Here is a 22094-nt window from a genome sequence, read left to right as displayed (position 1 = left end):
CAAAAATAAGCAAAATTACTCTTACAGTTGGCGTAAGGTTTGAAATAGAAGGAATTGATTTACAATATAGTTCCATTCTCTTAGTCATTCAATTTACGATTTCAATACGCCCAACCAATATAAATGAATTAAGACGCACATATCAAACATCGCTTTAAGAACCATAAACTTACAATTTATATCTATATTGAAAAATGAAAGTATGATGGAGGTATTATTATGTGGGTAATATTAGGTCTTATTGCAGTAGTTATAACCTTTATAAATCTTTATATGTATGCAGCAGGAAAGGACTATAAATTTGCTATGGCGATGGCATTATCATTAACAGCATTAACAATTTGTGCAGCTTTCAGTAATTTAAATCGGTGGGTAAAAGTGGAAGACTGGTCGGCTTTAAGTGAACTGCCTGGTATGGCAAGGGCATTTTGGTTTTTGACAATTGTTTCTATCTTGCTAAATTTAGCACCTATATTTTTAGAACGAAAACGTAAGAAATTATGACCTAAGTCTTATTTATAACAATTGCGCCCGTTTGTTGATTAAAGCCACAGTAAGTTCAAAATCATTTTAGTGATTTTCTTCCTTATTATTCTTTCTACTATTTTGTTGTTTAATCATGCTTATTGTTAACGTAGATAGAATAATAAACATGATAATAGTATAAGTTCCTACGATTAAACTATTTACTCCACTATAATAAAGTGCAGGCAAAACTAGGATAGAAAAGCTGCTTAAAACAACAATAGGTACCTCGTTTTTCTGATTTCTTGTCATATTATCATCACTCCGTTACGCCATTATGTATATAATATTAAGTATTCACAATAAATAAGTCTAAAAGCGAAGTAGCCCCTTGTTTTAGGTACTACTTCGCTTTTATTTTTGGAAATCCATATTATATGTATATTTTTTACGTTCCTAATTTTTATAATTCGGAAGCATACTTGTTTAACTCTTTACTCATAGATTCAATCTTAGTAATAATGTTTGAAATTTCGTCAGTAGAGGATGCTTGTTCACGTCCAACAACCACAACCTCTTGAATAGAAGCTGTAATCTCATTCACGGAATTTTGGATGTTCGTTAGTGTTTGTCTTATTTTTTCTGTGGAAGAAACGGTTTCAAAAGAAAGTTTTCTTATTTCATTAGCAACTACTGTGAAGCCAAGACCTTTATCCCCTGCCCTTGCTGCTTCAATAGCGGCATTTAACCCTAAAAGGTTTGTTTGATCAGCAACTCTCTTAATGAAATTTAATACTTCATCCGTATTTTTCACTTCTTCCATTGCTTGAGTGGACTGTTCTAACAATTTATCACTGATTTTTGAGAGACCTTCCGAGCTATCTGTGATAGACACGACACGGTTACTAGCTTTTTCAAGTGATTGTAAAATCTGATCTGAAATAGCTCTAAGTTGTTTTTCATTTTGTTTTTGTAATTGAATGGCTAGTGCTCCAATTACCTGACCATTATCTAATATAGGTGCAGCTATGCCGGTGAAAGGAAGTCCAAAGAACTCCGGTGGAACTTCATCATTTATTATTACCTTGTTTTTAATACAATCTGCTAGAGGTTCTTGTGGATTTATTTTAGTACCTGCTCTTGCTCCTATATCTATTTTTCGCCCCGGAAAGTAAGCAATCCATTCTTGTGTATCAGTTAATCCAATAGCTAGGTCTGGTAACATTGAGTGGAATAAAGGTAAAATTTCTAAATAATTTTGTAAAGTCGGATGAATGGCTGTGTTTAAATTTATTTTATTCATTGTTGTTCTCCTTTGAGTAATTGCTAAATTTCATCTTACAATGCTATTGAATAACAAGCTGTTTGCTTGTATGTATAGTATTTCTTTCAATAACATAACACGGTTTTAAAATATATGCTACACAAGTCCTATAAAATAATATTTTGGGAGCAATCTGGTCCTCTAACGGAAAAACGCGATCTTCTTATTGAAGAATCGCGCCTGATTGTTGAATATCATTTATCTAAAGGTTCGTTATTCAAGTATTAAATGTTGTTCCATCAAAATTGTATTCATCCATTGATCGTTTTTTCTAGCAATTCCTTTACGTAACCCTACAATATTAAATCCGGACTTTTTGTGAAGTTGAATACTAACTAAATTCACTTCAAATATAGATGATTGTAGCATCCAGTAACCCGAGAGTTTGGCTTGCACAATTAATTGTTCAAGTAGTTGAGTACCAACCCCTTTGCCTTTAGCATGAGGGTGTACATAAACACTTACTTCTCCTACTCCTTTATAAACCTCTCTTGAAGAAACAGGCGTTATAGATATCCAACCTAAAATGTTATCATTTTCTTCAAAGACATATCGAAGGTTTGGGTGAAATTTTTGGTCCCACTGTTCTAAAGAAGGTGCCATTGTTTCAAATGTCGCGATACCTGTGTCAATCCCTAATTGATAGATTGTCAGCACGTCAGGTATATCTTTCTTTTCTAAATAACGAATCATCTAATATAAGCCCCTTTTTATTGACAGCATCCTTCAATCCCAGTATGACAAACGCCTGTTTCTGGTAGTGTTAATTTCACATCAAGAGCAGCAGATATGTCGCCAGCAAGGAACGCAACAATTGAACGTACTTGCTCATAACCAGTAGCCATTAAGAAAGTTGGAGCGCGTCCGTATGACTTAGAGCCAACAATGTAAAAGTTCGTTTCTGGTTGCCGTAACTCTTTTTCACCATGTGCTGGTACACTTCCACAACTATGAAGGTTTGGATCAATTAATGAAGCAATTGCAGAAACAGCTTCTGTCGATGGTTCCACCTCATAACGTAATTCACTATGGAATGAAAAATCTGGACGATTGCCTGTGTTGACAATTAGCTCATCAAAAGGACCAATTTTTTTATCTGTACCTTTAAGGATCAATCCTTCTTCTTTCTCTAAAATAGTTTGGATATAGAAAGGTGTTTCCACATGAATCGTTTTATCAGAGAGTATTTGTTTCATTTTTAAGCCAAGCTCACCACGCGCAGCTAATTCATCGGAAGTTCCGCCACCTAAAGCATCTTCAACACGCTTTTTACGCAAAATCCATGTGATTTCCGTTTGTGGGTATGCACCTTTTAATTCTACTAGTTGAAGTAGGGAATTGATGGCTGAATGTCCACCACCTACAACACCAATGCGTTTATTTGCATAGCGTGAAGAATCGGCAGATACGTTAGGAATTTGATAATTTATTTTATGACTGGCTGCGTGTTCGTTCGGTAACCATACCCCATGGCTAACAGCAGGATTGGAATGTCCCCATGTACCTGTCGCATCAATAATAGCGCTGGCCTTATAAGTTTTTGTCGCTTGCCCGTTCTTTGTGAAAATCAAGAAAGGCTTATTTACTCGGTTGGTCGATTTCATTTTATCGGTATCTAACTTTGTAATCGCAATAACCTCTTCATTCGTATGGATCTGCTCTTTAAACAACTTGCTTAGAGGAATTAAGTAATCTTCTCGTAATTCTTTTCCAGTTGGAATAGTGTTTTTATTCGGCATCGTCCACCCAGTGTTTTCTAACAATTGTTTAGCAGCACTGTCTACATTAAATTCCCATGGTGAAAATAGTTGCACATGTTCCCAAGAAGCAACATTTGCAGCCACCTCATTTTTCTCTAATATGATAAATGGCAATTTGTAAGATTTTAAATGGGCAGCAGCGGCTAACCCAATAGGACCTGCACCAATAATAGCGACTGGATATTTTGGTTCGCAACACCCTGTATTTGGTGTGCAACAAGATGAATTTGTTAAAATATTAAACTCCATTTTTATTCCTCATTTCTTATAAATATTTTAAGCGCTTGTTTAAAATTAGCAAGCGTAATTGTACCGAGTGAAGATATATCATTTTGAAAAAAGTGTTGGACCATGTATTTTTCAAGATTTTCAACTGAAGTGATGTTAGCTTGTAAAACGAGTTGCATATAAGCCGTGAAAAATGTGACTGACTTATCGCCCGATTTGTGTATTTGCATCAGTTTTGGTCACTAGCAAACAACTGAATTCTTGTTTCTATCGCATCGCGCACTGTTTGAAATACAAGCCATTTTTCTTTTTCAGTTCCACTCGCCTTTGCAGGATCATCAAATCCCCAATGTTCACGTTTTACATGCGGTGGTGTTACTGGGCATTTGTCGGCTGCATCACCGCACAGAGTCACAACAAGTGTTGCGTTATTTAAAATCTCTTGGTCAATGATATCTGAAGTTTGTTTCGATATATCAATGCCTTTTTCAGCCATTGCTTTGACAGCATTTGGATTTAATCCATGCGCTTCAATCCCAGCACTTTTGATGTTCCAATCAGGTAAATACTTTTTGGCAAAACCTTCAGCCATTTGTGAACGGCATGAGTTGCCGGTACATAAGAAATATAACGTGTTTTTCATATAAAATAAGGCTCCATTCCTCAAAAAATATAAAGCGTGATATAAAGACCGAATAATGTAAACAGTAAAATAGGTATCGTTAATAAAATCCCTGTCTTGAAATACGTCCCCCATGAAATTTTAATGCCTTTTCCTGAAAGTACATAAAGCCACACAAGAGTCGCAAGAGATCCGATAGGCGTAATTTTTGGTCCCAAGTCAGAACCAATAACATTGGCATAAATGAGCGCTTCTCGTAATGTGCCATTGGTAGTCGTTTCAGCAATTGCTAATGCATTGACCATCACAGTCGGCATATTATTCATAACAGATGATAGAAAAGCTGCAATAAAGCCCATACCAACCGTTGCGACAAATAAACCTTGGTCTGCTGTCCATTCAATAAGTCGAGCAAGTACAGATGTCAAACCTGCATTCCCTAAGCCGTAAACGACAATATACATACCAATTGAGAAGAAAACAATATTCCATGGAGCACCTTTAACAACTGCTTTTGTATCGACAGCTTTACTTCGACGTGCCATTACTAAGAAGAAAATTGCAATTACCCCTGCAACTAGTGAAACGGGTACGCCAATCCATTCGCTTGAAAAATAACCAATCACTAATATTGCTAGGATGAACCAAGATAACTTAAATAGTTTCATGTCATTGATGGCAAGACGTGGTTCTTTTAACATTGCTTCGTCATATGCCCGTGGAATCGACTTGTTAAAATATAGGAGTAGCACAACAATGGTTGCCACAAGTGAGAATAAGTTAGGAATAAACATACGTGAAGCATATTCGATAAAGCCTATGTTAAAGAAGTCAGCAGAGACAATGTTTACTAAATTACTGACGACAAAAGGTAAGCTGGTTGTGTCAGCGATAAAGCCACTTGCCATAATAAACGGGAAAATCATTTTCTCACTGAATTGTAAGTTACGAACCATCGCTAATACGATCGGCGTTAAAATCAGTGCAGCCCCATCATTAGCAAACAATGCTGCTACAATAGCGCCAAGTAAGCTAACATAAACAAACATTTTGATGCCACTGCCTTTTGCTGCACGCGCCATATGTAAGGCAGCCCACTCAAATAAACCAATTTCATCTAAAATCAATGAGATTAAGATAATAGCTATAAATGAGAGCGTAGCATTCCATGTTATGTTAATTACTGAGCCAACATCAGAAAAATCAACAACACCAAGAAGTAATGCCATTACAGCGCCAGCTATGGCAGACCAACCAATATTCAGTCCCCTAGGCTGCCAAATAACGAAAATTAATGTTGTGATAAAGAGAATGCTTGCTAACAAGAACATGTATTTCCTCCACAACGACACCCATCATCAGCTTCTAGTTGGTTAATGACAGCTTCTACAATAGGGGAAAGTTGCTCTGCAATTCGGTAATATTTCCACGTCCCCTTTTTTCTTTCTAAAATAATACCTGCATCTTTTAATTTTTTTAACTGTTGACTAACAGCAGGTTGCGAAATGCCAAGCACTTCAACAAAATCACAAACACATACCTCACCATTTTTCATGCATGCTAAAAGCGTAAGACGATTTTTATCTGCCAATGCTTTTAGTTGTTGTTCTAATAAATCCAAAACGACCCCTCCAATCTTTTACATAAGTATTTACTTATATAACGTATCATTTCTTTCAATATAAGTAAATACTTATGTAATAAAAATAAAATTGTCACCTTCAACTAAGAAGGTGACAATAAATAAAATGTTCTTAAAAATATTTTTGAACTTATTGAGAATTCAAATTTCCATACCTATATGTGTTTGGAAACTATAAATGAGTGTTATTCAACAATATGGTCCTTTAACGGAAAACGCGACCTTCTTATTGAAGAATCGCGCCCTTTAATTTAATAACTGAAAAGCTTCTATTAACTAGTATGAAACTGCATTTATATATCTTAATGAATAACCAATTTTGAAACAATTTGATACACAAAATATGATGTACCAACTAAATCTAAAATTCCAGTTATTATAAGCATAGATATTTGGTCTACATACACCCTACTTAAACTAAACAATAAAAAAGAGAGTATTATCCCTGCGAAAGAGGATATATTTTCACAAAATGGCTTGTAAGCTATTTTGTCGACAGGGGGTAATATGGTGAGTGAAATAGATAAACGCAACAGATTAAGGGAAGAGCCATTCAATTACCAAATAACGAAAAAAGGGACAGTGATCATCTATTTTGAAGGCAAGCAAATCAAAATTGTAAAGGATGGGAAGGCTGCGCAACTTATAGAAAAATTAAATGCAGCAGAAAATATAATGGAAGTACAGCTTTTATTAGCTAAAATTACAGGGAACTTTAAACACGGCAATGAAAAAACCGGTAAAAATAAATAAACAAATTCATTCTTCGAACATTTGGCAATGAAAAACACTGCTAGAAATTTATAAATAAGGATCTATTATATTCCAATGCTGATTATACAAACGGAAGTGAAAGAAAAGGGCCTTTCCTTATTCAAGGAAAGCGCCCGATTGTTGAAGATCGACTTTAGATTCCCCAAACTTGCATTTGAAAACGTTTTTCTTAAAACACGAATAATATCAGAAAGATTAAAAAGGTATAACACTCTGAATTTGCGAAAAGTTGTATAGGAGGTGTGTTATGAATAGAAAAATGGGGATTTTTATATTTGTATATTTCTGTTTTTTAATATGGTTATACTTTGCCATATATGAATCCTCAATCGATAACTGGTGGACAGTACTTGAAATAACACAGGAGACTGATCATATTGTGGATATCGAGGTATCATTAGTAAAGGTGTTGATAGGGATGATTATATTTACTATCAGTGGTTTCATAATCAATTTATTGTTGTCTAAGCGTCCAATTAAAGATTGATAAAGCATACAGAATCATTCTAAATAATGTTTCCAAATCAAATTTGCGTATGCACGAAAAAGGCTTTCCGAAAAGATACGATTTCGGAAAGCCTTTTTTAATCATTATGCCTTGGTATGACACATAACAACATCTAAAACAACTTATTTAAATTCGCCATTTCTATAGCTGACATCGCACTGTCATAGCCTTTATTCCCTGCTTTTGTCCCTGCGCGCTCAATCGCCTGCTCGATATTTTCAGTTGTGACAATCCCGAAAATAACCGGTACCCCTGTATCCAAGCCCGCTTTGGCAATTCCTTTAGCTGCTTCATTGCATACATAATCATAATGTGTTGTTGATCCGCGAATGACTGTACCTAAGCCGATTACTGCATCATACTTATTGGCTTCTGCCATTTTCTTTGCAATAAAGGGTACTTCAAATGCACCCGGTACCCAGGCAGTATCAATATTATCTTCATTTACACCGTGTCTTTTTAATCCATCGATTGCACCGCTTAATAATTTATCATTAATAAATTCATTGAACCGGCCGACAACGATTCCGATTTTTAAATCTGTACCTACTAATTGCGCTTCAAATGTTTTTCCCATTTCATATGCTCCTTCTTATACAACCATTGTGTTTATTTTTATATATTGAACTAAATCTTCTATCGTAATAAATTTCAGCTGATGTTTTAGTGCGAGTCTTTCAAGCTGCGGCATCCGCGCCATCGAACCATCTTCATTCATAATTTCGCATATGACCGCCGCTTCCATCGACCCGCATAATTTTGCAAGATCTACCCCTGCCTCTGTATGACCGCGGCGCTCTATTACCCCGCCTTCTTTTGCGATAAGCGGAAAAACATGCCCAGGACGGTGGAAATGTTCCGGCTTCGCTGCTGGTTCAAGTAATGCCAATATCGTTGCTGAACGTTCAAATGCACTGATTCCTGTCGTTGTGTTAATATGATCGATACTAATCGTAAAAGCCGTTTGATATGTATCTGTATTACTCTGGACCATTGGGTGAAGACAAAGTTTTTCAGCGATGGCTAGAGAAATAGGTGTACATATTAATCCCCTACCATGAAGTGCCATAAAGTTGATATTTTCCGGTGTTGCAAATTCTCCTAAAACGAGAAAATCTCCTTCATTCTCTCGATTTTCATCATCAGATACAATAATAATTTCACCATTTTTTAATGCTTGAATTGCTTCGTCAATCGTATTCATCTTTTCCCACTCCTTTAAAACCCTGTACGTTGCAGAAAATCTTGTGTAATCGTATTTATCGTTTGATTTTGTAAATGCTTTTTCACATATTTCCCGATCAAATCTGTTTCAATATTCACAACATCCCCAGCCTTTTTATAGCCCAACACGGTCTGTTCGTAAGTATGGGGGATTAAGGAAATGGTAACGAGTGTATCTGACACATTAAAAATCGTTAAGCTTATGCCATCGACTGTTATAGAACCTTTTTCGATACACTGTGCAATTAAAGTACGGTCCATCGCTAAATCCACATAGACCGCATTAGCAACAGGTCTTTTCCGCTGTATGATTGCAACACCATCAACATGGCCTGATACGATATGTCCGCCAAATCGACCGTTCGCCAGCATTGCCCGTTCCAAATTGACATGCATACCAACAGTTAATTGTTTCAGGCTTGTTGCTTTAACAGTTTCAGGCATCACATCTGCCAAAAATGAATTGGACGAAAATTTTTTCACTGTTAAACAAACACCGTTCACCGCAATGCTGTCTCCGAGTTTTACATCTTCTAAAATTTTACTTGCTCGAATGGATAATTCCATCGTTTGTGTGGACTGACTAATCTTCTCCACAGTTCCTAACTCTTCAATAATTCCTGTAAACATCCTACTCACCTCTTTTTAAAATTAAAAAAGAACCCCGATTGAATTCGGAGTTCGATGAGAGGGAAATTTAGCAGCATCAAATAAGCCTTTTGAACACAAATTTCAAAAAGCGAATGACATTGCTTCCTTCTCCCATCCAGACTATACTGTCGGCTTTGGACTTGCACCAAATCCTGCACACAAAAGTGGCTCACGGGCTTAGAGTTAAACTCATCACCGTCGATTGGGAATTTCACCCGACCCCGAAGGAAATTCATATAAAATTATCAATAAAAAAATCCCGTCACTTGGTGCGACGGGAAAAGTGTATAGCAAAAAAGCACATTTTAAATCAAATTTTTAAAAAATGCGTGGCTATTCCTTCTCCCATCCAGACTATACTGTCGGCTTTGGACTTGCACCAAATCCTGCACACAAAAAGCGGCTCACGGGCTTAGAGATTAACTCATCACCGTCGATTGGGAATTTCACCCGACCCCGAAGGAAATTATTTTATTTGAAAATTATTGTAACATAGATAAATCAGAAAACTAATAGTAAATTCGCACCTTCTTGCTACCCTCTTTCTCATTCCTTTTACCTTTACTTGATCTTATAAAATTAAATACATTGAAACTTTTATAAGTATTTTCCGTATATACAAATATCCAGAATATTTAAAAACCATTAAAAGAAAAGGTGTCTATAATGAAAAATATTGTCAATATAGCATATTCGTATCACAACTCAAATAAAGGCATAACAAGGATATGGACTACTTTACCGATGGATCACCCTGACGTGACTTGTACTCATTCCCCTGAAGAAAAAACAATTGATGACGGCAATAATGAACTCTTTTATTTTACTTTAAAAGAAAATGAACAGTTTCAAATGAATTATTCTATCGATACGTATAAACAAAATGAACAAAAAATGCTTACGGATAAGGAAAAGGCATTTTATTTGCGCAGCGGTACACTCGTTGTTGTGGATGAACAGATGAGGAATCTAGCACATGAAATAACGGCTGGGGCTGTAACGACAATGGAAAAAGCGAAGGCTATCTTTAATTATACAGTCACTCAATATAAATATGTTTATCCCCCTAAAGGACGTGGCACAAAGTCCTTTTTACAAGCGAAGCAAGGTGATTGTGGAGAATATTCTTTTCTATTTTCTTCACTATGTCGTTCCATCGGGATTCCTTGCCGTACGCTTATCGGTAGTTGGGCTAATGGTAAGATGGGAGCTCATGTGTGGAATGAACTTTATGATGAACAGGCAGGCTGGGTTCCTGTCGATTGCAGTTTAGCATCACTTCAAAAGAAGAAGAAATTCCAGTTTTTGTTTAGTAATATCCGTACATTAAAATGGACTGCATACTTCGGTCAATTAGAAGGACAGCGTGTTGTCTTTTCTTATGATGCAGAGCTCTATTTATCCCCTAAATATAACGATCTGGATAAACTAACAATAGTTAATTCGCCATACCCGCCCATTGCGTCTTTCCAAATTGATGGAGAACCTTTTTACTGGGGTTATGAAGCAGTAGATGGGTGTGCACCTTATTTGCAGCCCGTATACATGCAGTTTGATCAAGAGAATTTATCACTAAAACCTAATAAAAACGAACATAACTATTTAGGTAAATGGAAAATTACCGAAACAGGTGCTCAAGGGGTATTTTTAAAACTAAAAAACTGGTCCTATGCAGCTTTCTTTGTTTTCTTTACCTTAAGCCTTCTGTTAAGCAGTCCTTTAGTTTCTGCATTGGCAGCTGGATCAATTATTGTTACGTGTATTTCATATATTGCCAGAAAAGAAAGAATCCTATTGTTCACATTTGTTACGCTGTACTTTTTATTATTCTTCATGTCAAATGTAATCAAGTTAGTCTAACAATTACTTTTTTATATTAATTCTTTAAGAAATAACGTAATCCATTTTATGTAAATTCAGTTTATAATTGTATTTATATTGTTATATTGGAGGATTCTATGGCAAAAAAACCACAGTCGAATAAAAATTCTATTTTACTTGAGCTGCTATTTTATGCGGCATTACCCTATATTATTTGGAATTTTGGTAGGGAACCTTTAGGGGATTATGTTGCGATGCTGCTTTCAACCGTTCCTGGTATTGTTTATACCCTTTACCGCTTTATTTTTGATAGACAGTTTAATATAACAGGAATATTTATTTTAGGTTCGCTGTTAATTGGCACAACGGTCGATTTACTGTCAGGTTCAGCAGAGCAAATGATTATAAATGGCATTTATTTAAGTCTCTTTTATACTTTTTTATACTGTATTCTATTCATCGTAAAGCAGCCTTTTTCATTATATATCGCGGTCGATTTTGCCTATTTACAGGGCTATGACAGAAAAGACAGCAAAACTTTATTTTTTCAAAAGGGCATTTTCAAATGGTTTCAAATCATCCAAGCGGTGTTTATTATTCGGGGTCTCTTTATGGCAGGTTTAACGGCGTTTCTGCTAAATAAATATGGTATCGATGGATATGGGGACATGCTTATCTATAAAAAAGTAGCGGGCTGGATATTTTCCATTATTGTAATGGGACTTTTCTTTAATATTAATAACGTTGTGCAAAAACATACGAAACAATCACATGAAAACAAGCAACCGGAGACACAAAGTTCGGAAGTAGTAACGGAATCAGTATAGCAAAACGAGGAGTGAAGAAATTGATCGATTCTACAAAGGTAAGTGAATGTCCAAAATGCGGTTCGACGGATTTAGGAAAAGGTCAGCACAATGGCTATAGCGTCATGTCCGTCGTCAATAAATTAGGGTTCGGGTCCAAGGTTGAATACATTATTTGTACGGAGTGCGGGTTCGTAATTGAAGGCTATGTTAAAAAGCCAAAACGGTTTAAGGACACGTATTAATTTTATAGGCGGATGGTCTTTAATTTATGCTCTAACCGAAAAATATCCATTTCCCTAAAGAAAATGGATATTTTTTTCTTATGCTAGAATTTAAATCCTTTCAAAGTTCTATATATAAGACATTTAGAAAAGCCACTCAAAAAATTTAGCAATCAAGTATAGTGGTGCACCAACGATTATTGCGCCAGCAAAAAAATAACAAATATATTTAAAAATATCAAATATAGCTCCAGCCATATCATCGATATATTTAAACATTTTCATCCCTCCTTTGAATTGGCATGAACGGCTAAGTATGTATTGCTATAAAAAAGCATATGCAGTCTCTTTACATCCCAAAGTCTTTTAAATTCTTCGATTGGAACTTTCCGATTATAGCTCTTGTGTTCACCTTCACTATTCACCAGATGCTTTAAAGACTCTGAAAGGTAAATATACTCCTTGTCGTAGCCTACAACCGGGACAAAATGCAAGTTATTGAGATTCTTATGTACTTTAATAAAAACAATTACAGGAGTTCCTTTACTAACTTCGTATTTTAATGTGTGCATATTCCCTTTATAATAGTTTGTTTTAAAGCCCTTTTTATTTAACACCGTCCGGATTCCCTTTGGATATACATTGCCGGCCATCGTTTTACTAGGAAAATGTGTGTATAACGCTTCCCCCTCCGCCTCCAAACCAAAATGGCGCAAAATATACGCTGTTGAAAAGGCCGCACATTCCGAATTGTTTTGGAAATCTATTCGATTATTTTCTTGAATCAGATAGTTGGCAGGATAAGCTCTTTTACGTAAAACGGGTATAGGAAATGTCATTAAATATGTATTAATAAGTGTGGATATAACGATCCATAAAATGACTGTATTAAATATAAATATAGTACTTCCCCCTTAGCATAGAGTAAAAAAATCCCCACTACTAGTAGGAGGATTTTGAGCTAGTTATATGTGGTTTCAATCGATTTCTTCATTAAATATTTCGCCTTGATCCCCTTCATGCTGGATGATTAAGCGAGATGTTTTATAAACATAAATAGATCGGTAATTTTCACTATCCGCTTGAATAGAAATGACGCGCTTGTCATCATTGTCGGTTACAGTATTAAAATCATACTGCTCGGCTTCAATTTCTTCAAGAATATACAGGTATTCTGGTAAATTTGCATAATCCCCATGCAGCTCAAATTGCGCTTCAATTACTTCCTTCTCAGCATCGGCGCTGTTTCCGCATGCAGATAAAATAGTAGCTGCACTAAATACGATTAACATTTTTTTATACATCAAATTCACCCTTTTAAAATTCATCTCTGTTTCATACTAACAAACATATATGGTATGTATCTAGGAAAGAGGCTTATATAATTGGACTTTAACGGAAAAACTGTTCATTATTTCGCTACATAATTTGTATAACTCTCTCCCAAAATCTCAAAATTCGTTTCGGCTCCTCTAGTTTAGAAAAGATCCATTCCTTTTCCTGTTCAAGCAGATGGCACATAAAGCGTGCCGCTTCTTTATGAGTATGGATGGCAATATGATTCATAATGACCTCCTTGTCATAGCAGACTGGATTGGGATTCATTGATCGTATCTACAATACCTATAATTTCATCTAAATCATCAATTATATAAGGTGTAGTTACTGAACCAAAATATGGATCTCTTTTCCAGATAGTTTTCATGCCCACACTCTGAGCCCCTTCTATATCGTTTACTGGATGGTCACCTACATATATGCTTTCTTCAGGCTGAACGCTAATTTGCTTCAGTGCCTTATAAAAGATGTCAGGCTGTGGCTTTTTCATTTGCTCCCACTCTGATACTAAAATGGCATCAAAATAGTGTGCAATACCGAGTGCATGGATATTATCCATCTGGAATTGTCCGAAACCATTTGTAATGATTGCTAATCGGATGTTTCTCTGTTTCAGCTCATCAAGCATTTCATACAAATGGGCAAAAGGGATACAGTGGGAATGGAAATGAGCTATATAATCTTGAAGCAGGACTTCCCAAGAGATTTCAATACTGAATTCCTGTACTAGCTGCTGGTAAACTTTATCCTTCCATACATAACCTCTTTGTTCCAGTTCAATAAAGCGGTTTAAAAAATCTAGCCGATTAATAGAATGTAGTTGGTGATAGAAACGGTCATATTGATTCGCTATGAATTGCTTAACTGATGCATCCCTGTTTAATAATGTACCGTCCAAATCAAATATCACTGCTTTGACCATTTATATTACCCCTATCGAATTTGTGTGAATAACTGTTCCAGCTAGGAAATTGTTCAAAATCTAGAAACCTAAATAATGAAAAGGCGCTGGTATCTGTTGTATCTATTTCAATAGAGACCTTCTTTATTCCTTCACGCTGTAACAGTTCCATTTGTGTTTTGAAAAGAGCTGTCAGTTTCCATTCATCTTCGGTATTTCCTTGAAACCCAATCCATCCGACTTCATAATGATTGCCTAATTTATGCAACAAAATATACGCCTTTACTTGTGCTTCTTCAAATACAACATAGCTATACTCTAGATCAGGTTCATCATCGAGCAATATTTCTCCCCACTGTTGCCATGTATATGTTTGCACAGGATTATGTAAATGTGTGTTCTCATAGTTTTCCTTTAATTGTGTAAGAAAGGCTTGTTTCTTCTCCTCATTTTGCAGGACATCATTTAGAGATTCATATTGCTTAAAGGTTGGAACAGTCGGCATTTGCTGTAATAAAGCTCGTACTTCTAAATCAGGCATATACGTTTTCCTAAATAGCTTAAAACCTTGCTTTTCCATAAAAGAAATAGCATCTTTTTTCTCATCCCAACATGAAAAGATAAGCTGCTTCTGCGGATAAGTATCATTGAATAATTGCTCATATAGAGCTGTCGGCCACTTTGTTTCTTTACAGGCTGAAGTTGTATAGACTCTTACATATTTAGCTTTTGGATGAAAGCTGTTTAACCAACTAAGCGAGAGCCCCATGATTTCGTCATTTTTTTCTACAATAAATAACTCATGAAATGCCTTTTTTTCAATACGAGGCTTTACCTCTTCCAATTGAAGCCTTAATTCATCCATTAATGTAGATAGATCAATATGCTGTACTTGTTTGATTTGCCACATATTTTATCACTCCATTTCCTTATAAATCTGGTGTTAGGAGATCGATAGTTTTTCAAGTACCTTCTCAGCACTTTCCCACTCATAAATAAGCTCATCAAGTGCTTTGCCGCCTATTTTGATTTGGACTTCCTTTACTAGTTGAGCGCCGTAATGTTCATAAAAATGGCGGGTTTTATTATCCTTTAGCACTTCCACAAATATCTTTTCATAACCATTTTGAGTGAAATAGATAAACAGTTCTTTCATTAGCATTTTCCCGATGCCATAACCTTGCATATCAGCAAACAGGTAAATAGAGGTTAAATCAGCTGCCTTGTCAGTTTGATTTTCTTCCCTTTTCCCTGCAGTAGCAAAGCCGACAATGTGCCCATCGCTATTTTCGGCAACAACTATGTAATTATCGGGAGCTGCCATATTTCTCTCCCACAGTTCTTCTCTTTGTTCGTAGGATAGCCCATCCAAATATTCATCCGGAATAATTCCTTTATACGTCGTCCGCCAGCTATCCACATGTACTTTGGCGATTCCTGCAGCATCCTTTAACTGAGCTTGCCTAATTTGCATATAAACCCCCTCCTGTTTACATTTATTTTACCTTATATTGGGATTATATTTTTAAAACTTTCGTAATTTATTTGTGGGAAAATTGGATTTAATTTTATAATGGATAAAGCTGGTATTAAAAAACAAATTCTTTCGGGGGAAAAATACTTGAGAAAAATCAACTTATCAAATGGGGAAACAGTAGAAGTTGAGTGTCTAAGTTGTGCAATTACAAGCGGGTTAGTTGAACCTGAAGGCGGTGTGGTTATTGAAACACCGTATTTTCACGCCCATCAAGATGTAGCTTATCCAATTAGAGGGTTAATAATTTTAGCTTCTAAAAGACATATTAAATCTTTAGATGAATTAACCGAGCTTGAAAGATTAGATTACATAAATATTTTATCAAGGATAAGAAAAGCACAAAGAGAGGTTTTAGGAATCGAATATGTCTATTATTTTTATAACGAAGACACAACGCATCATTTTCATACTTGGATGGTTCCTAGATATGAATGGATGTATGAATTCGGACGTTCAGTAGAGTCAGTTCGACCGGTATTACTTCACGCTAGAAATAAAATGAATGATAAAGGCAATGTTGAAAAAGTTATGGAAGCAATCCGCAATCTTACCGAGGAGTTAAATAAATAATTCAACTGCCTGATTCTTTTCATTCATTCGCAGTATTAGAAGGCTCTCATTTATTCTCGATCGAAAAGTTTTTCTAATATCTTACCGAAATGTTCTAATAAATTTTAAAATGTTCTAATAAAATGAGGATTTGCTAATATATTCTGGAGTTCTTCTAATATACTGCGAAATCCGCAAATAAAGTTACCTGATTTGCTAATAAGTTCATGCGATTTGCTAATAAAATGAAAAATCTTCTAATATCTTAGATCACCGCTGAAATGGGTTCAGCTATTTTTAATATCTGTTGCAATTGTTCTAATATATCCCTCCGATTTGCTAATAAAATGAAAAATCTTCTAATATCTCAGATCGCCATTGAAATGGGTACGGCTTTTTCTAATATCAGTTACAATTGTTCTAATATATCCCTTCAATTTGCTAATAAAACGAAAAACCTTCTAATAACTCAGATCGCCACTACAATGGCTTCAGCTATTTCGAATATCTCCACCTGATTTTCTAAAAAAACCAAAATCTTCTAATAACCGCGACCTTATCCCCGGCCCAGCCCCATACCCCGCTCAAAAACTACAAAAAAACTCACTAAAAGCACTTCCACCTTTAGTGAGCTCAAACTCAAACCTACGTTATTATTTTAACCGTTCTTTAATTAATGCTTCCATATCGCTGGCAATTGTCTCGTATTGAACACCGTCTGTTCCTTGGGCTGTGCCGGAATAGTTTTTAACGGCTACTCCTTTTTCATCGACTAGGAAAAATGTATCTGCGTGAATAACTTGATCATTGCCTTCAATTGCTCTAACCGGTGTTTTGAACGAATTGACTGCGAGCTGCTCGATAAATTTCTGGTCGTAGCCTGTAAGCATATGCCATTTCGATTCATTTGATGGATTGTGGCGGCTTAAGTATTCCGTTAAGCGCTCTGGTGTATCGTAGTCAGGGTCTACGGAGAAGGCGACAATTTTATATTGCTCAAGCCCCTTCTTTTCGATCTCATCCTGTACTAGTTTCATATTTTGCGTCATAGGTGAACAAATTGTCGTGCAGCTTGTAAAGATGAACATTGCAAGCCATGGTTCCCCTTTTAAGCTATCTAGCGATACTTCCTCATTACGATGGTCGGTTACTGTAAAATTAGAAATTTCGAAACTTGTCGTTGGTTTAAATTGATAATTACTGCAAGCAGAAAGTACTGTAGCGATTACGAGTACAAATGCGAGTATTATGTTTTTCTTTTTCATTTATCTCTCTCCACTTCCCAAACATTACCTTCATCTTATCGAATGTTGTCCACATTCTCAATAGTTATCGTGCGAAAGGTTATGTGTCAAAATTGTGAAACCACGCTTCACAACTAATGGCGTTCTAACGGGTTACTAAGAGAGACGAGTGCAGTATGAATCGCTTCAAGCTTTGTTTCAATTCGATATAACAAATACAATGAAATAAAGATTGGAAACGTTACTTCCTGAATGATTGCAATCCACTGGTCCATCATAATCACTCCTTCCACTATATAAAAAGCCGGTAAAGCATTGCACTTCACCGGCCTTCCTTTTAGTTGATCAGTTCTATAGCTGTCACATGACGCTCGACAATTTTTGCGGACTTCTTCACGTTGAATAAAAATCCTTCTTTTGAGAATGCTGCCTGATCAATAATTGTTTGCATTGCTGCATTTACTTCAGCTTCCGTTAAATTTGGTTTTGGGTCATTAATATTAATAGTCATTGTACTTCCAGCAGCATTCGCAAATGTTAATTGTAATACTTGTGCCATATGCTCACCTCCGATTCATTAGTTTTTGTTTGTTTAGGCTGTTACACTTTCTTTTTGCGTCTTCACAGATTCGATATAATCATAATCTGTTAACCCAACGATTGTTGTTGCGACATTGTGAAGTTGCTGTGCTGTTGCATTCAACGCCACATTTCTGAAAGTTGAGCTTTTAATAACTGGCTCATTAAATTCATCGACGCCCGTTTGATAGAATACTGTCAATGTTGCGGAAAGGAATCCGAATTCGTTCATGTTTATCACCTCCTTGCCCTATATATGTCACGATTTTTCGAAAAAAGGGACAATGACGATGAAAAAATTTACAAAACCTTATATAATAGACAATATTGAGTAAAATTGAGGTGAACATTGTGGGCTTAGAAGGCTGGTTTTTATGGTTTATATTATTTTGGGTTGTCGTGCTAGTTTCGCTTATGGGGATCGGCGGCTTCTTTATGTTCCGCAAATTTTTAAAGGCGCTTCCAAAACAGGATGGAAAATCGGATTTGGACTGGCAAGCCATTTATTTAGATAAAACGATCCATTTATGGGGTGATGAAGAAAAAGAGCTGCTTTCTGAACTTGTAAGTCCCGTACCTGAGCTATTTCGTCAAGTAGCTAAGGAGAAAATTGCAGGGAAAATCGGGGAAATTGCTATTGAGGAGCATGCTACGAAAATTGATTTGGATTTAATTATCCGTGGTTATATTATCGCCTCTCCTAAACGCGACCATAAATTTCTGCGTAAAAAACTGAAGGAAATGGAAATTGATACAACCCATTACGACCATTTATTTGAGGTTTAATGCGTAAAAAGGCTGCCCTTGAAAGTAAATAACTTTCATGGACAGCCTTTATTTATGCAATGATTCGAGACTTTTCAAGCTTTTTGTACTTGATGAGCATACCGATACGCCACGGTAAAATCATGGAGAACGCCAAAATGAAGAACATTCCCGCAAGCTCGCCTATATCAAAGCTTTCTGCAAACAATAATTTTAAAATAATCCGTAAAACCAATAATCCCACTAATATAAAAGGAAATGCCTTGGATTGCTTCATATATACTGAGTCATCCCGTATTTCAAATTTCGACGTAAGTATTAACACTACGGAAAACAATAAGCCCAGAGCCGCCGCTTCCGCTATTTGAATAGGCGCCACACGAAATTCCTCAAAAAGAAACATCAATGCCCCTGTAGACATGGCAAATGGAGGAATGAGGATTTTTTTTGTAGATACCGGCTTTTTTTGTGCGCGCAGGCGTATAACCATGACAAACGAGCCCATGATGACGGCCATAATCGTCGAACCAATTAATAAATAGTGAGAAGGTATACTGTCAAACATCATATTCCTCCTCTTATGCTGACAAATAAATATTATGTTAAGTTGAGAACATTTGATGCGACCTCTTTTAACTGCTCAGGCTGAAAAGGCTTTGTAATAAAATCTTTGGCACCACTTTCAATGGCGGATTTAATTTTACTTTGCTGACCAAGTGCCGTAATCATGATAATATTTGCATCCGAATGTTTAGCAGTTATTCTTCGGACCGCTTCGATGCCTGTCATAACCGGCATTGTAATATCCATCGTTACCAGATCAGGCAATAGCTGGTCATAAAGCAGAACTGCCTCTTTTCCATTGGCGGCCTCTCCCACCACTTCAAAGCCGTATTCCTTTAATATATTTCCGATTGTAACACGCATGAAAAGCGAATCATCCACAATCAAAACAGTAGGCATTTAACGATCACATCACTTTCCATAGTATAGCATGCTATTTCCAAGCATGGTACTGTTAGAATCCCTTAAAGCCATCGAAAATCGGCAAGAGAATATTAATAATGTACGTCAACCCATCAAAGAACAATAAAATTCCGACCGCTATCATAATATATCCGCCAATTTTAATAATTTTTTGACTATGTTTGCGAATCCAGTTTAATCGTGAAATAAAGAACGACAATGTAAAGAATGGAATAGCAAACCCTAAATAATATGCGAGCATATACCAAATCGCCGAATCGGGATTTGCTCCTCCGAGGGCAATAATTGATGCGAGTATTGGTCCTGTACATGGCGTCCAACCCGCTGCAAAAGCAAGGCCAATCAGCACGGAACCAAAATAGCCGGATGGTCGGTTTTTGAATTGGAACTTACGGTCTTTCATTAAAAAGTCAACTTGCAATAAGCCGACAATCATTAAACCAAACGCAACAATTAAAATCGCACCTACTTGACGCAGTAAATCCTGATACTGGAAGAAGAAGTCTTTTGCTAAAGACGTTCCAAACCCTATTGCAATGAATATGATCGAAAATCCGAGCAAGAAAAATAAAGTATGTAATATGGCACGCTTTTGCATCATTCCTTTTTCGGTTTTGAGCTCATCGAGTGTCATGCCGGTAATGTATGACAAAAACGCCGGGTAAAGCGGTAAGGTGCATGGTGAGATAAAACTTAGAAACCCAGCACCGAACGCTAAGAAGATATTTAAATCTGTATTCATGCTGCATTCAATCTCCTTCACATTGATGCCTCAATCGTACCAAATTTTCCAATACATTACTCACTTTTTTAATGTGAACTTTTTTTGACAGCTGTGTGAGGTATATGTGAAACGAAAAATGAAATGGTTTATCCCTACCGAATCATATCAATGACCAGCAAACTTGAATAAATGACTGATGTAAATAGTATAACGATGAAGATCGTAATTGTTTGAAATTTAATCGACCAACGCCAAACACATTCATGTGGATTTTCTTTTTTCCATCGAAGTGCCGCTTTAAAATTGATAAACCAGCAATGTAAAGTAACGATCAATGAAGGGAAAGTATATAACCCCATTAAAATCCCCACTTGCTGGAACGTTGTCGTCGTATATTTCCCGTAACTAATCACGAAATAAGGAAGTACAAACCAAAAAACGGATGTAAATAATAATACAATTGCTACTACTAAATGGAGCCATAAATATTCACTATGAACTTGCCTGTAATATTTTAATGCTGCTTCCACATTCATCACCAATCCTATTCTTTTTCATTTACTATTCCCACTAATATAGGCAAATGAAACGAGAAAAGTGATTGATTTTTATATTCATGTGAAAAATTACCTCTACAATTCATCGATGAGAGTTGAAAAGAACTAAAAAACTGAGGTTAATTCGTATAAATCTCTGTTAGAACGTAAATTCCATTCCGGCTCAAATCGATTAATAATTGCATTTTTCAAGCTATTCATTTCCTTTTCATCCTCCATTGGATAAATAGCAAAATGGACGTCATTGTCCGGCAGCATTAACGTAATATTCGCATTCACATGACAATGAGTAGCCGTGCCGTCTCTGAAGCAGCCTTTCGCATATATATTACCTATATGTTGATTAAAGCGCTCTTTAAAGGTCCGTGCGCAAACCCCGCAAAATTTAAGCTCATTATTGACGATAATTGTATATATCCCTTTCTGCTTCAGTAATTCATCTTCCCCGTTGACGATAAAGCGTGTATATGTAAGATCTCCATAATTGTTTAGAAATTGCTTATAAAAGATGTTCCCCTCATCTTTTAATTGCTTTAACGCCTTTCCAGCTGGCCAATCTATAACATGCTGTGCATGCCGGCTCGCTTCCTCCTGCAGATGTTCGTATTTTTTTTGCAAAGTAAGTTCATTCAACGTTTTTTTATCGAAACTTACGAATAAATTTTCAATCCCCTGTTCTAGTACAAGCAATTCAACTTTATTAAATTTAATCTTTTGCCCTTTTACTTGAATATGCATATTAGCTCCCCTTTCTATATAAATCCCCCATTTACTTTAATTTCTATATAAATTTACAAAATCCTCTAAATATTTAATTTCTACTGTATTAGTACAATAAAAAAGCGACTCGCTCTATTTGAACGA

32 protein-coding genes and 2 riboswitches are annotated in these 22094 nt (G+C 36.1%); of the genes, 7 read left to right on the top strand and 25 right to left on the bottom strand.

The features are described from left to right. The first annotated feature begins 219 nt into the window (after window positions 1–219). Window positions 220–504, top strand: a complete 285-nt coding sequence (locus SNE38_RS07905; RefSeq protein WP_191704467.1) for a hypothetical protein — start codon at window positions 220–222, stop codon at window positions 502–504. 424 nt (window positions 505–928) lie between these two features. Here the strand turns inward: SNE38_RS07905 and SNE38_RS07900 are convergent, their stop codons facing one another. The 6 genes from SNE38_RS07900 to SNE38_RS07875 all read right to left on the bottom strand — a co-directional run bounded on the left by SNE38_RS07900 (window position 929) and on the right by SNE38_RS07875 (window position 6020). Continuing rightward, window positions 929–1768: a methyl-accepting chemotaxis protein gene (locus SNE38_RS07900; RefSeq protein WP_336046255.1), complete on the bottom strand. Its 840-nt coding sequence runs from the start codon at window positions 1766–1768 to the stop codon at window positions 929–931. 234 nt (window positions 1769–2002) lie between these two features. After that, window positions 2003–2482, bottom strand: coding sequence for a GNAT family N-acetyltransferase (locus tag SNE38_RS07895; protein ID WP_336046254.1), 480 nt, complete (start codon window positions 2480–2482; stop codon window positions 2003–2005). A gap of 17 nt (window positions 2483–2499) precedes the next feature. Continuing rightward, on the bottom strand, window positions 2500–3798 hold the full coding sequence (locus SNE38_RS07890; protein ID WP_191704464.1) for an NAD(P)-binding domain-containing protein: 1299 nt from the start codon (window positions 3796–3798) through the stop codon (window positions 2500–2502). Window positions 3799–4006: 208 nt separating this feature from the next. Next, window positions 4007–4420, bottom strand: a complete 414-nt coding sequence (arsC, locus tag SNE38_RS07885) for an arsenate reductase (thioredoxin) (protein WP_191704463.1) — start codon at window positions 4418–4420, stop codon at window positions 4007–4009. A 20-nt stretch (window positions 4421–4440) separates the two neighbouring features. Then, window positions 4441–5730, bottom strand: a complete 1290-nt coding sequence (locus tag SNE38_RS07880; protein ID WP_191704462.1) for an arsenic transporter — start codon at window positions 5728–5730, stop codon at window positions 4441–4443. Beyond that, window positions 5718–6020 (bottom strand): ArsR/SmtB family transcription factor, encoded by a 303-nt coding sequence (locus SNE38_RS07875; protein WP_336046253.1) that lies wholly within the window; start codon window positions 6018–6020, stop codon window positions 5718–5720. The genes SNE38_RS07880 and SNE38_RS07875 overlap by 13 nt, the downstream gene beginning before the upstream one ends. 528 nt (window positions 6021–6548) lie before the next feature. Here SNE38_RS07875 and SNE38_RS07870 point away from each other — a divergent pair. Further along, window positions 6549–6794 (top strand): hypothetical protein, encoded by a 246-nt coding sequence (locus SNE38_RS07870; RefSeq protein ID WP_225223836.1) that lies wholly within the window; start codon window positions 6549–6551, stop codon window positions 6792–6794. Between the two features lie 641 nt (window positions 6795–7435). On the opposite strand, the gene ribH is transcribed toward SNE38_RS07870, so the two are convergent. Genes ribH through ribE form a run of 3 tightly spaced genes read right to left on the bottom strand, consistent with a single transcriptional unit; the run spans window position 7436 to window position 9177 of the window. Beyond that, complete coding sequence (ribH, locus tag SNE38_RS07865) at window positions 7436–7900, bottom strand: 6,7-dimethyl-8-ribityllumazine synthase (protein ID WP_336046252.1); 465 nt, start codon at window positions 7898–7900, stop codon at window positions 7436–7438. Window positions 7901–7915: 15 nt separating this feature from the next. Beyond that, a complete protein-coding gene (gene ribB / locus SNE38_RS07860) occupies window positions 7916–8527 on the bottom strand; it encodes a 3,4-dihydroxy-2-butanone-4-phosphate synthase (RefSeq protein ID WP_191704458.1) in 612 nt (203 codons plus the stop codon). A 14-nt stretch (window positions 8528–8541) separates the two neighbouring features. Next, entirely contained in the window at window positions 8542–9177 is a 636-nt protein-coding gene (gene ribE / locus SNE38_RS07855) for a riboflavin synthase (RefSeq protein WP_336046251.1), read from the bottom strand. 120 nt (window positions 9178–9297) lie between these two features. After that, window positions 9298–9431: riboswitch (FMN riboswitch) on the bottom strand. Between the two features lie 100 nt (window positions 9432–9531). Beyond that, window positions 9532–9666: riboswitch (FMN riboswitch) on the bottom strand. Window positions 9667–9864: 198 nt separating this feature from the next. Between ribE and SNE38_RS07850 the strand changes: the two genes are divergently transcribed. From SNE38_RS07850 to SNE38_RS07840, 3 genes are all read left to right on the top strand, one after another. Further along, on the top strand, window positions 9865–11058 hold the full coding sequence (locus SNE38_RS07850) for a transglutaminase-like domain-containing protein (protein WP_336046250.1): 1194 nt from the start codon (window positions 9865–9867) through the stop codon (window positions 11056–11058). Window positions 11059–11156: 98 nt separating this feature from the next. Beyond that, a complete protein-coding gene (locus tag SNE38_RS07845; RefSeq protein WP_336046249.1) occupies window positions 11157–11846 on the top strand; it encodes a VC0807 family protein in 690 nt (229 codons plus the stop codon). Window positions 11847–11866: 20 nt separating this feature from the next. Further along, window positions 11867–12070: a transcription initiation factor TFIIIB gene (locus SNE38_RS07840; protein WP_336046248.1), complete on the top strand. Its 204-nt coding sequence runs from the start codon at window positions 11867–11869 to the stop codon at window positions 12068–12070. A gap of 123 nt (window positions 12071–12193) precedes the next feature. Here the strand turns inward: SNE38_RS07840 and SNE38_RS07835 are convergent, their stop codons facing one another. The 7 genes from SNE38_RS07835 to SNE38_RS07805 all read right to left on the bottom strand — a co-directional run bounded on the left by SNE38_RS07835 (window position 12194) and on the right by SNE38_RS07805 (window position 15762). After that, window positions 12194–12328 (bottom strand): hypothetical protein, encoded by a 135-nt coding sequence (locus tag SNE38_RS07835; RefSeq protein ID WP_336046247.1) that lies wholly within the window; start codon window positions 12326–12328, stop codon window positions 12194–12196. 2 nt (window positions 12329–12330) lie between these two features. After that, on the bottom strand, window positions 12331–12888 hold the full coding sequence (locus SNE38_RS07830; RefSeq protein WP_336046246.1) for a cysteine peptidase family C39 domain-containing protein: 558 nt from the start codon (window positions 12886–12888) through the stop codon (window positions 12331–12333). 138 nt (window positions 12889–13026) lie between these two features. Beyond that, window positions 13027–13353 (bottom strand): hypothetical protein, encoded by a 327-nt coding sequence (locus SNE38_RS07825; protein ID WP_336046245.1) that lies wholly within the window; start codon window positions 13351–13353, stop codon window positions 13027–13029. 115 nt (window positions 13354–13468) lie between these two features. Then, a complete protein-coding gene (locus tag SNE38_RS07820; RefSeq protein ID WP_191704453.1) occupies window positions 13469–13615 on the bottom strand; it encodes a hypothetical protein in 147 nt (48 codons plus the stop codon). A gap of 13 nt (window positions 13616–13628) precedes the next feature. Continuing rightward, window positions 13629–14309 carry an HAD family hydrolase gene (locus SNE38_RS07815; RefSeq protein ID WP_336046244.1) on the bottom strand — a complete coding sequence of 227 codons (681 nt, stop codon included), beginning with the start codon at window positions 14307–14309 and terminating at the stop codon, window positions 13629–13631. Next, window positions 14287–15198, bottom strand: coding sequence for a hypothetical protein (locus tag SNE38_RS07810; RefSeq protein WP_336046243.1), 912 nt, complete (start codon window positions 15196–15198; stop codon window positions 14287–14289). The genes SNE38_RS07815 and SNE38_RS07810 overlap by 23 nt, the downstream gene beginning before the upstream one ends. Before the next feature lie 33 nt (window positions 15199–15231). Next, window positions 15232–15762 (bottom strand): GNAT family N-acetyltransferase, encoded by a 531-nt coding sequence (locus SNE38_RS07805; RefSeq protein ID WP_336046242.1) that lies wholly within the window; start codon window positions 15760–15762, stop codon window positions 15232–15234. A 99-nt stretch (window positions 15763–15861) separates the two neighbouring features. Here SNE38_RS07805 and SNE38_RS07800 point away from each other — a divergent pair, with 99 nt between their 5' ends. Beyond that, a complete protein-coding gene (locus SNE38_RS07800) occupies window positions 15862–16395 on the top strand; it encodes an HIT family protein (protein ID WP_336046241.1) in 534 nt (177 codons plus the stop codon). A 632-nt stretch (window positions 16396–17027) separates the two neighbouring features. Here the strand turns inward: SNE38_RS07800 and SNE38_RS07795 are convergent. From SNE38_RS07795 to SNE38_RS07780, 4 genes are all read right to left on the bottom strand, one after another. Continuing rightward, window positions 17028–17639, bottom strand: coding sequence for an SCO family protein (locus SNE38_RS07795; protein WP_336046240.1), 612 nt, complete (start codon window positions 17637–17639; stop codon window positions 17028–17030). A gap of 113 nt (window positions 17640–17752) precedes the next feature. Next, window positions 17753–17911 carry a YvrJ family protein gene (locus tag SNE38_RS07790; RefSeq protein WP_408022377.1) on the bottom strand — a complete coding sequence of 53 codons (159 nt, stop codon included), beginning with the start codon at window positions 17909–17911 and terminating at the stop codon, window positions 17753–17755. 44 nt (window positions 17912–17955) lie between these two features. Then, the gene (locus SNE38_RS07785) at window positions 17956–18177 is read right to left on the bottom strand and encodes a DUF2922 domain-containing protein (RefSeq protein WP_191703523.1); all 222 of its coding nucleotides are present in this window, start codon (window positions 18175–18177) and stop codon (window positions 17956–17958) included. Between the two features lie 33 nt (window positions 18178–18210). Then, entirely contained in the window at window positions 18211–18429 is a 219-nt protein-coding gene (locus tag SNE38_RS07780) for a DUF1659 domain-containing protein (RefSeq protein ID WP_191703524.1), read from the bottom strand. A gap of 119 nt (window positions 18430–18548) precedes the next feature. Between SNE38_RS07780 and SNE38_RS07775 the strand changes: the two genes are divergently transcribed. Then, entirely contained in the window at window positions 18549–18983 is a 435-nt protein-coding gene (locus tag SNE38_RS07775) for a DUF2621 domain-containing protein (RefSeq protein WP_191703680.1), read from the top strand. A gap of 52 nt (window positions 18984–19035) precedes the next feature. On the opposite strand, the gene SNE38_RS07770 is transcribed toward SNE38_RS07775, so the two are convergent. The 5 genes from SNE38_RS07770 to SNE38_RS07750 all read right to left on the bottom strand — a co-directional run bounded on the left by SNE38_RS07770 (window position 19036) and on the right by SNE38_RS07750 (window position 21968). After that, window positions 19036–19527 carry a CcdC family protein gene (locus SNE38_RS07770; RefSeq protein WP_336046239.1) on the bottom strand — a complete coding sequence of 164 codons (492 nt, stop codon included), beginning with the start codon at window positions 19525–19527 and terminating at the stop codon, window positions 19036–19038. A 32-nt stretch (window positions 19528–19559) separates the two neighbouring features. Next, window positions 19560–19925, bottom strand: coding sequence for a response regulator (locus SNE38_RS07765; RefSeq protein ID WP_191703526.1), 366 nt, complete (start codon window positions 19923–19925; stop codon window positions 19560–19562). Window positions 19926–19980: 55 nt separating this feature from the next. Beyond that, the gene (locus tag SNE38_RS07760; protein ID WP_191703527.1) at window positions 19981–20691 is read right to left on the bottom strand and encodes a cytochrome c biogenesis CcdA family protein; all 711 of its coding nucleotides are present in this window, start codon (window positions 20689–20691) and stop codon (window positions 19981–19983) included. A gap of 134 nt (window positions 20692–20825) precedes the next feature. Then, on the bottom strand, window positions 20826–21209 hold the full coding sequence (locus SNE38_RS07755) for a hypothetical protein (RefSeq protein ID WP_191703528.1): 384 nt from the start codon (window positions 21207–21209) through the stop codon (window positions 20826–20828). A 126-nt stretch (window positions 21210–21335) separates the two neighbouring features. Further along, window positions 21336–21968: a GIY-YIG nuclease family protein gene (locus SNE38_RS07750; protein WP_191703529.1), complete on the bottom strand. Its 633-nt coding sequence runs from the start codon at window positions 21966–21968 to the stop codon at window positions 21336–21338. Window positions 21969–22094: the final 126 nt, after the last annotated feature.

The organism is Solibacillus ferritrahens, assembly GCF_037027585.1.
Lineage (GTDB): Bacteria > Bacillota > Bacilli > Bacillales_A > Planococcaceae > Solibacillus > Solibacillus ferritrahens.
Note: the sequence above shows the minus strand (reverse complement) of the source record. Positions and strands in the feature narration are given on the sequence as shown.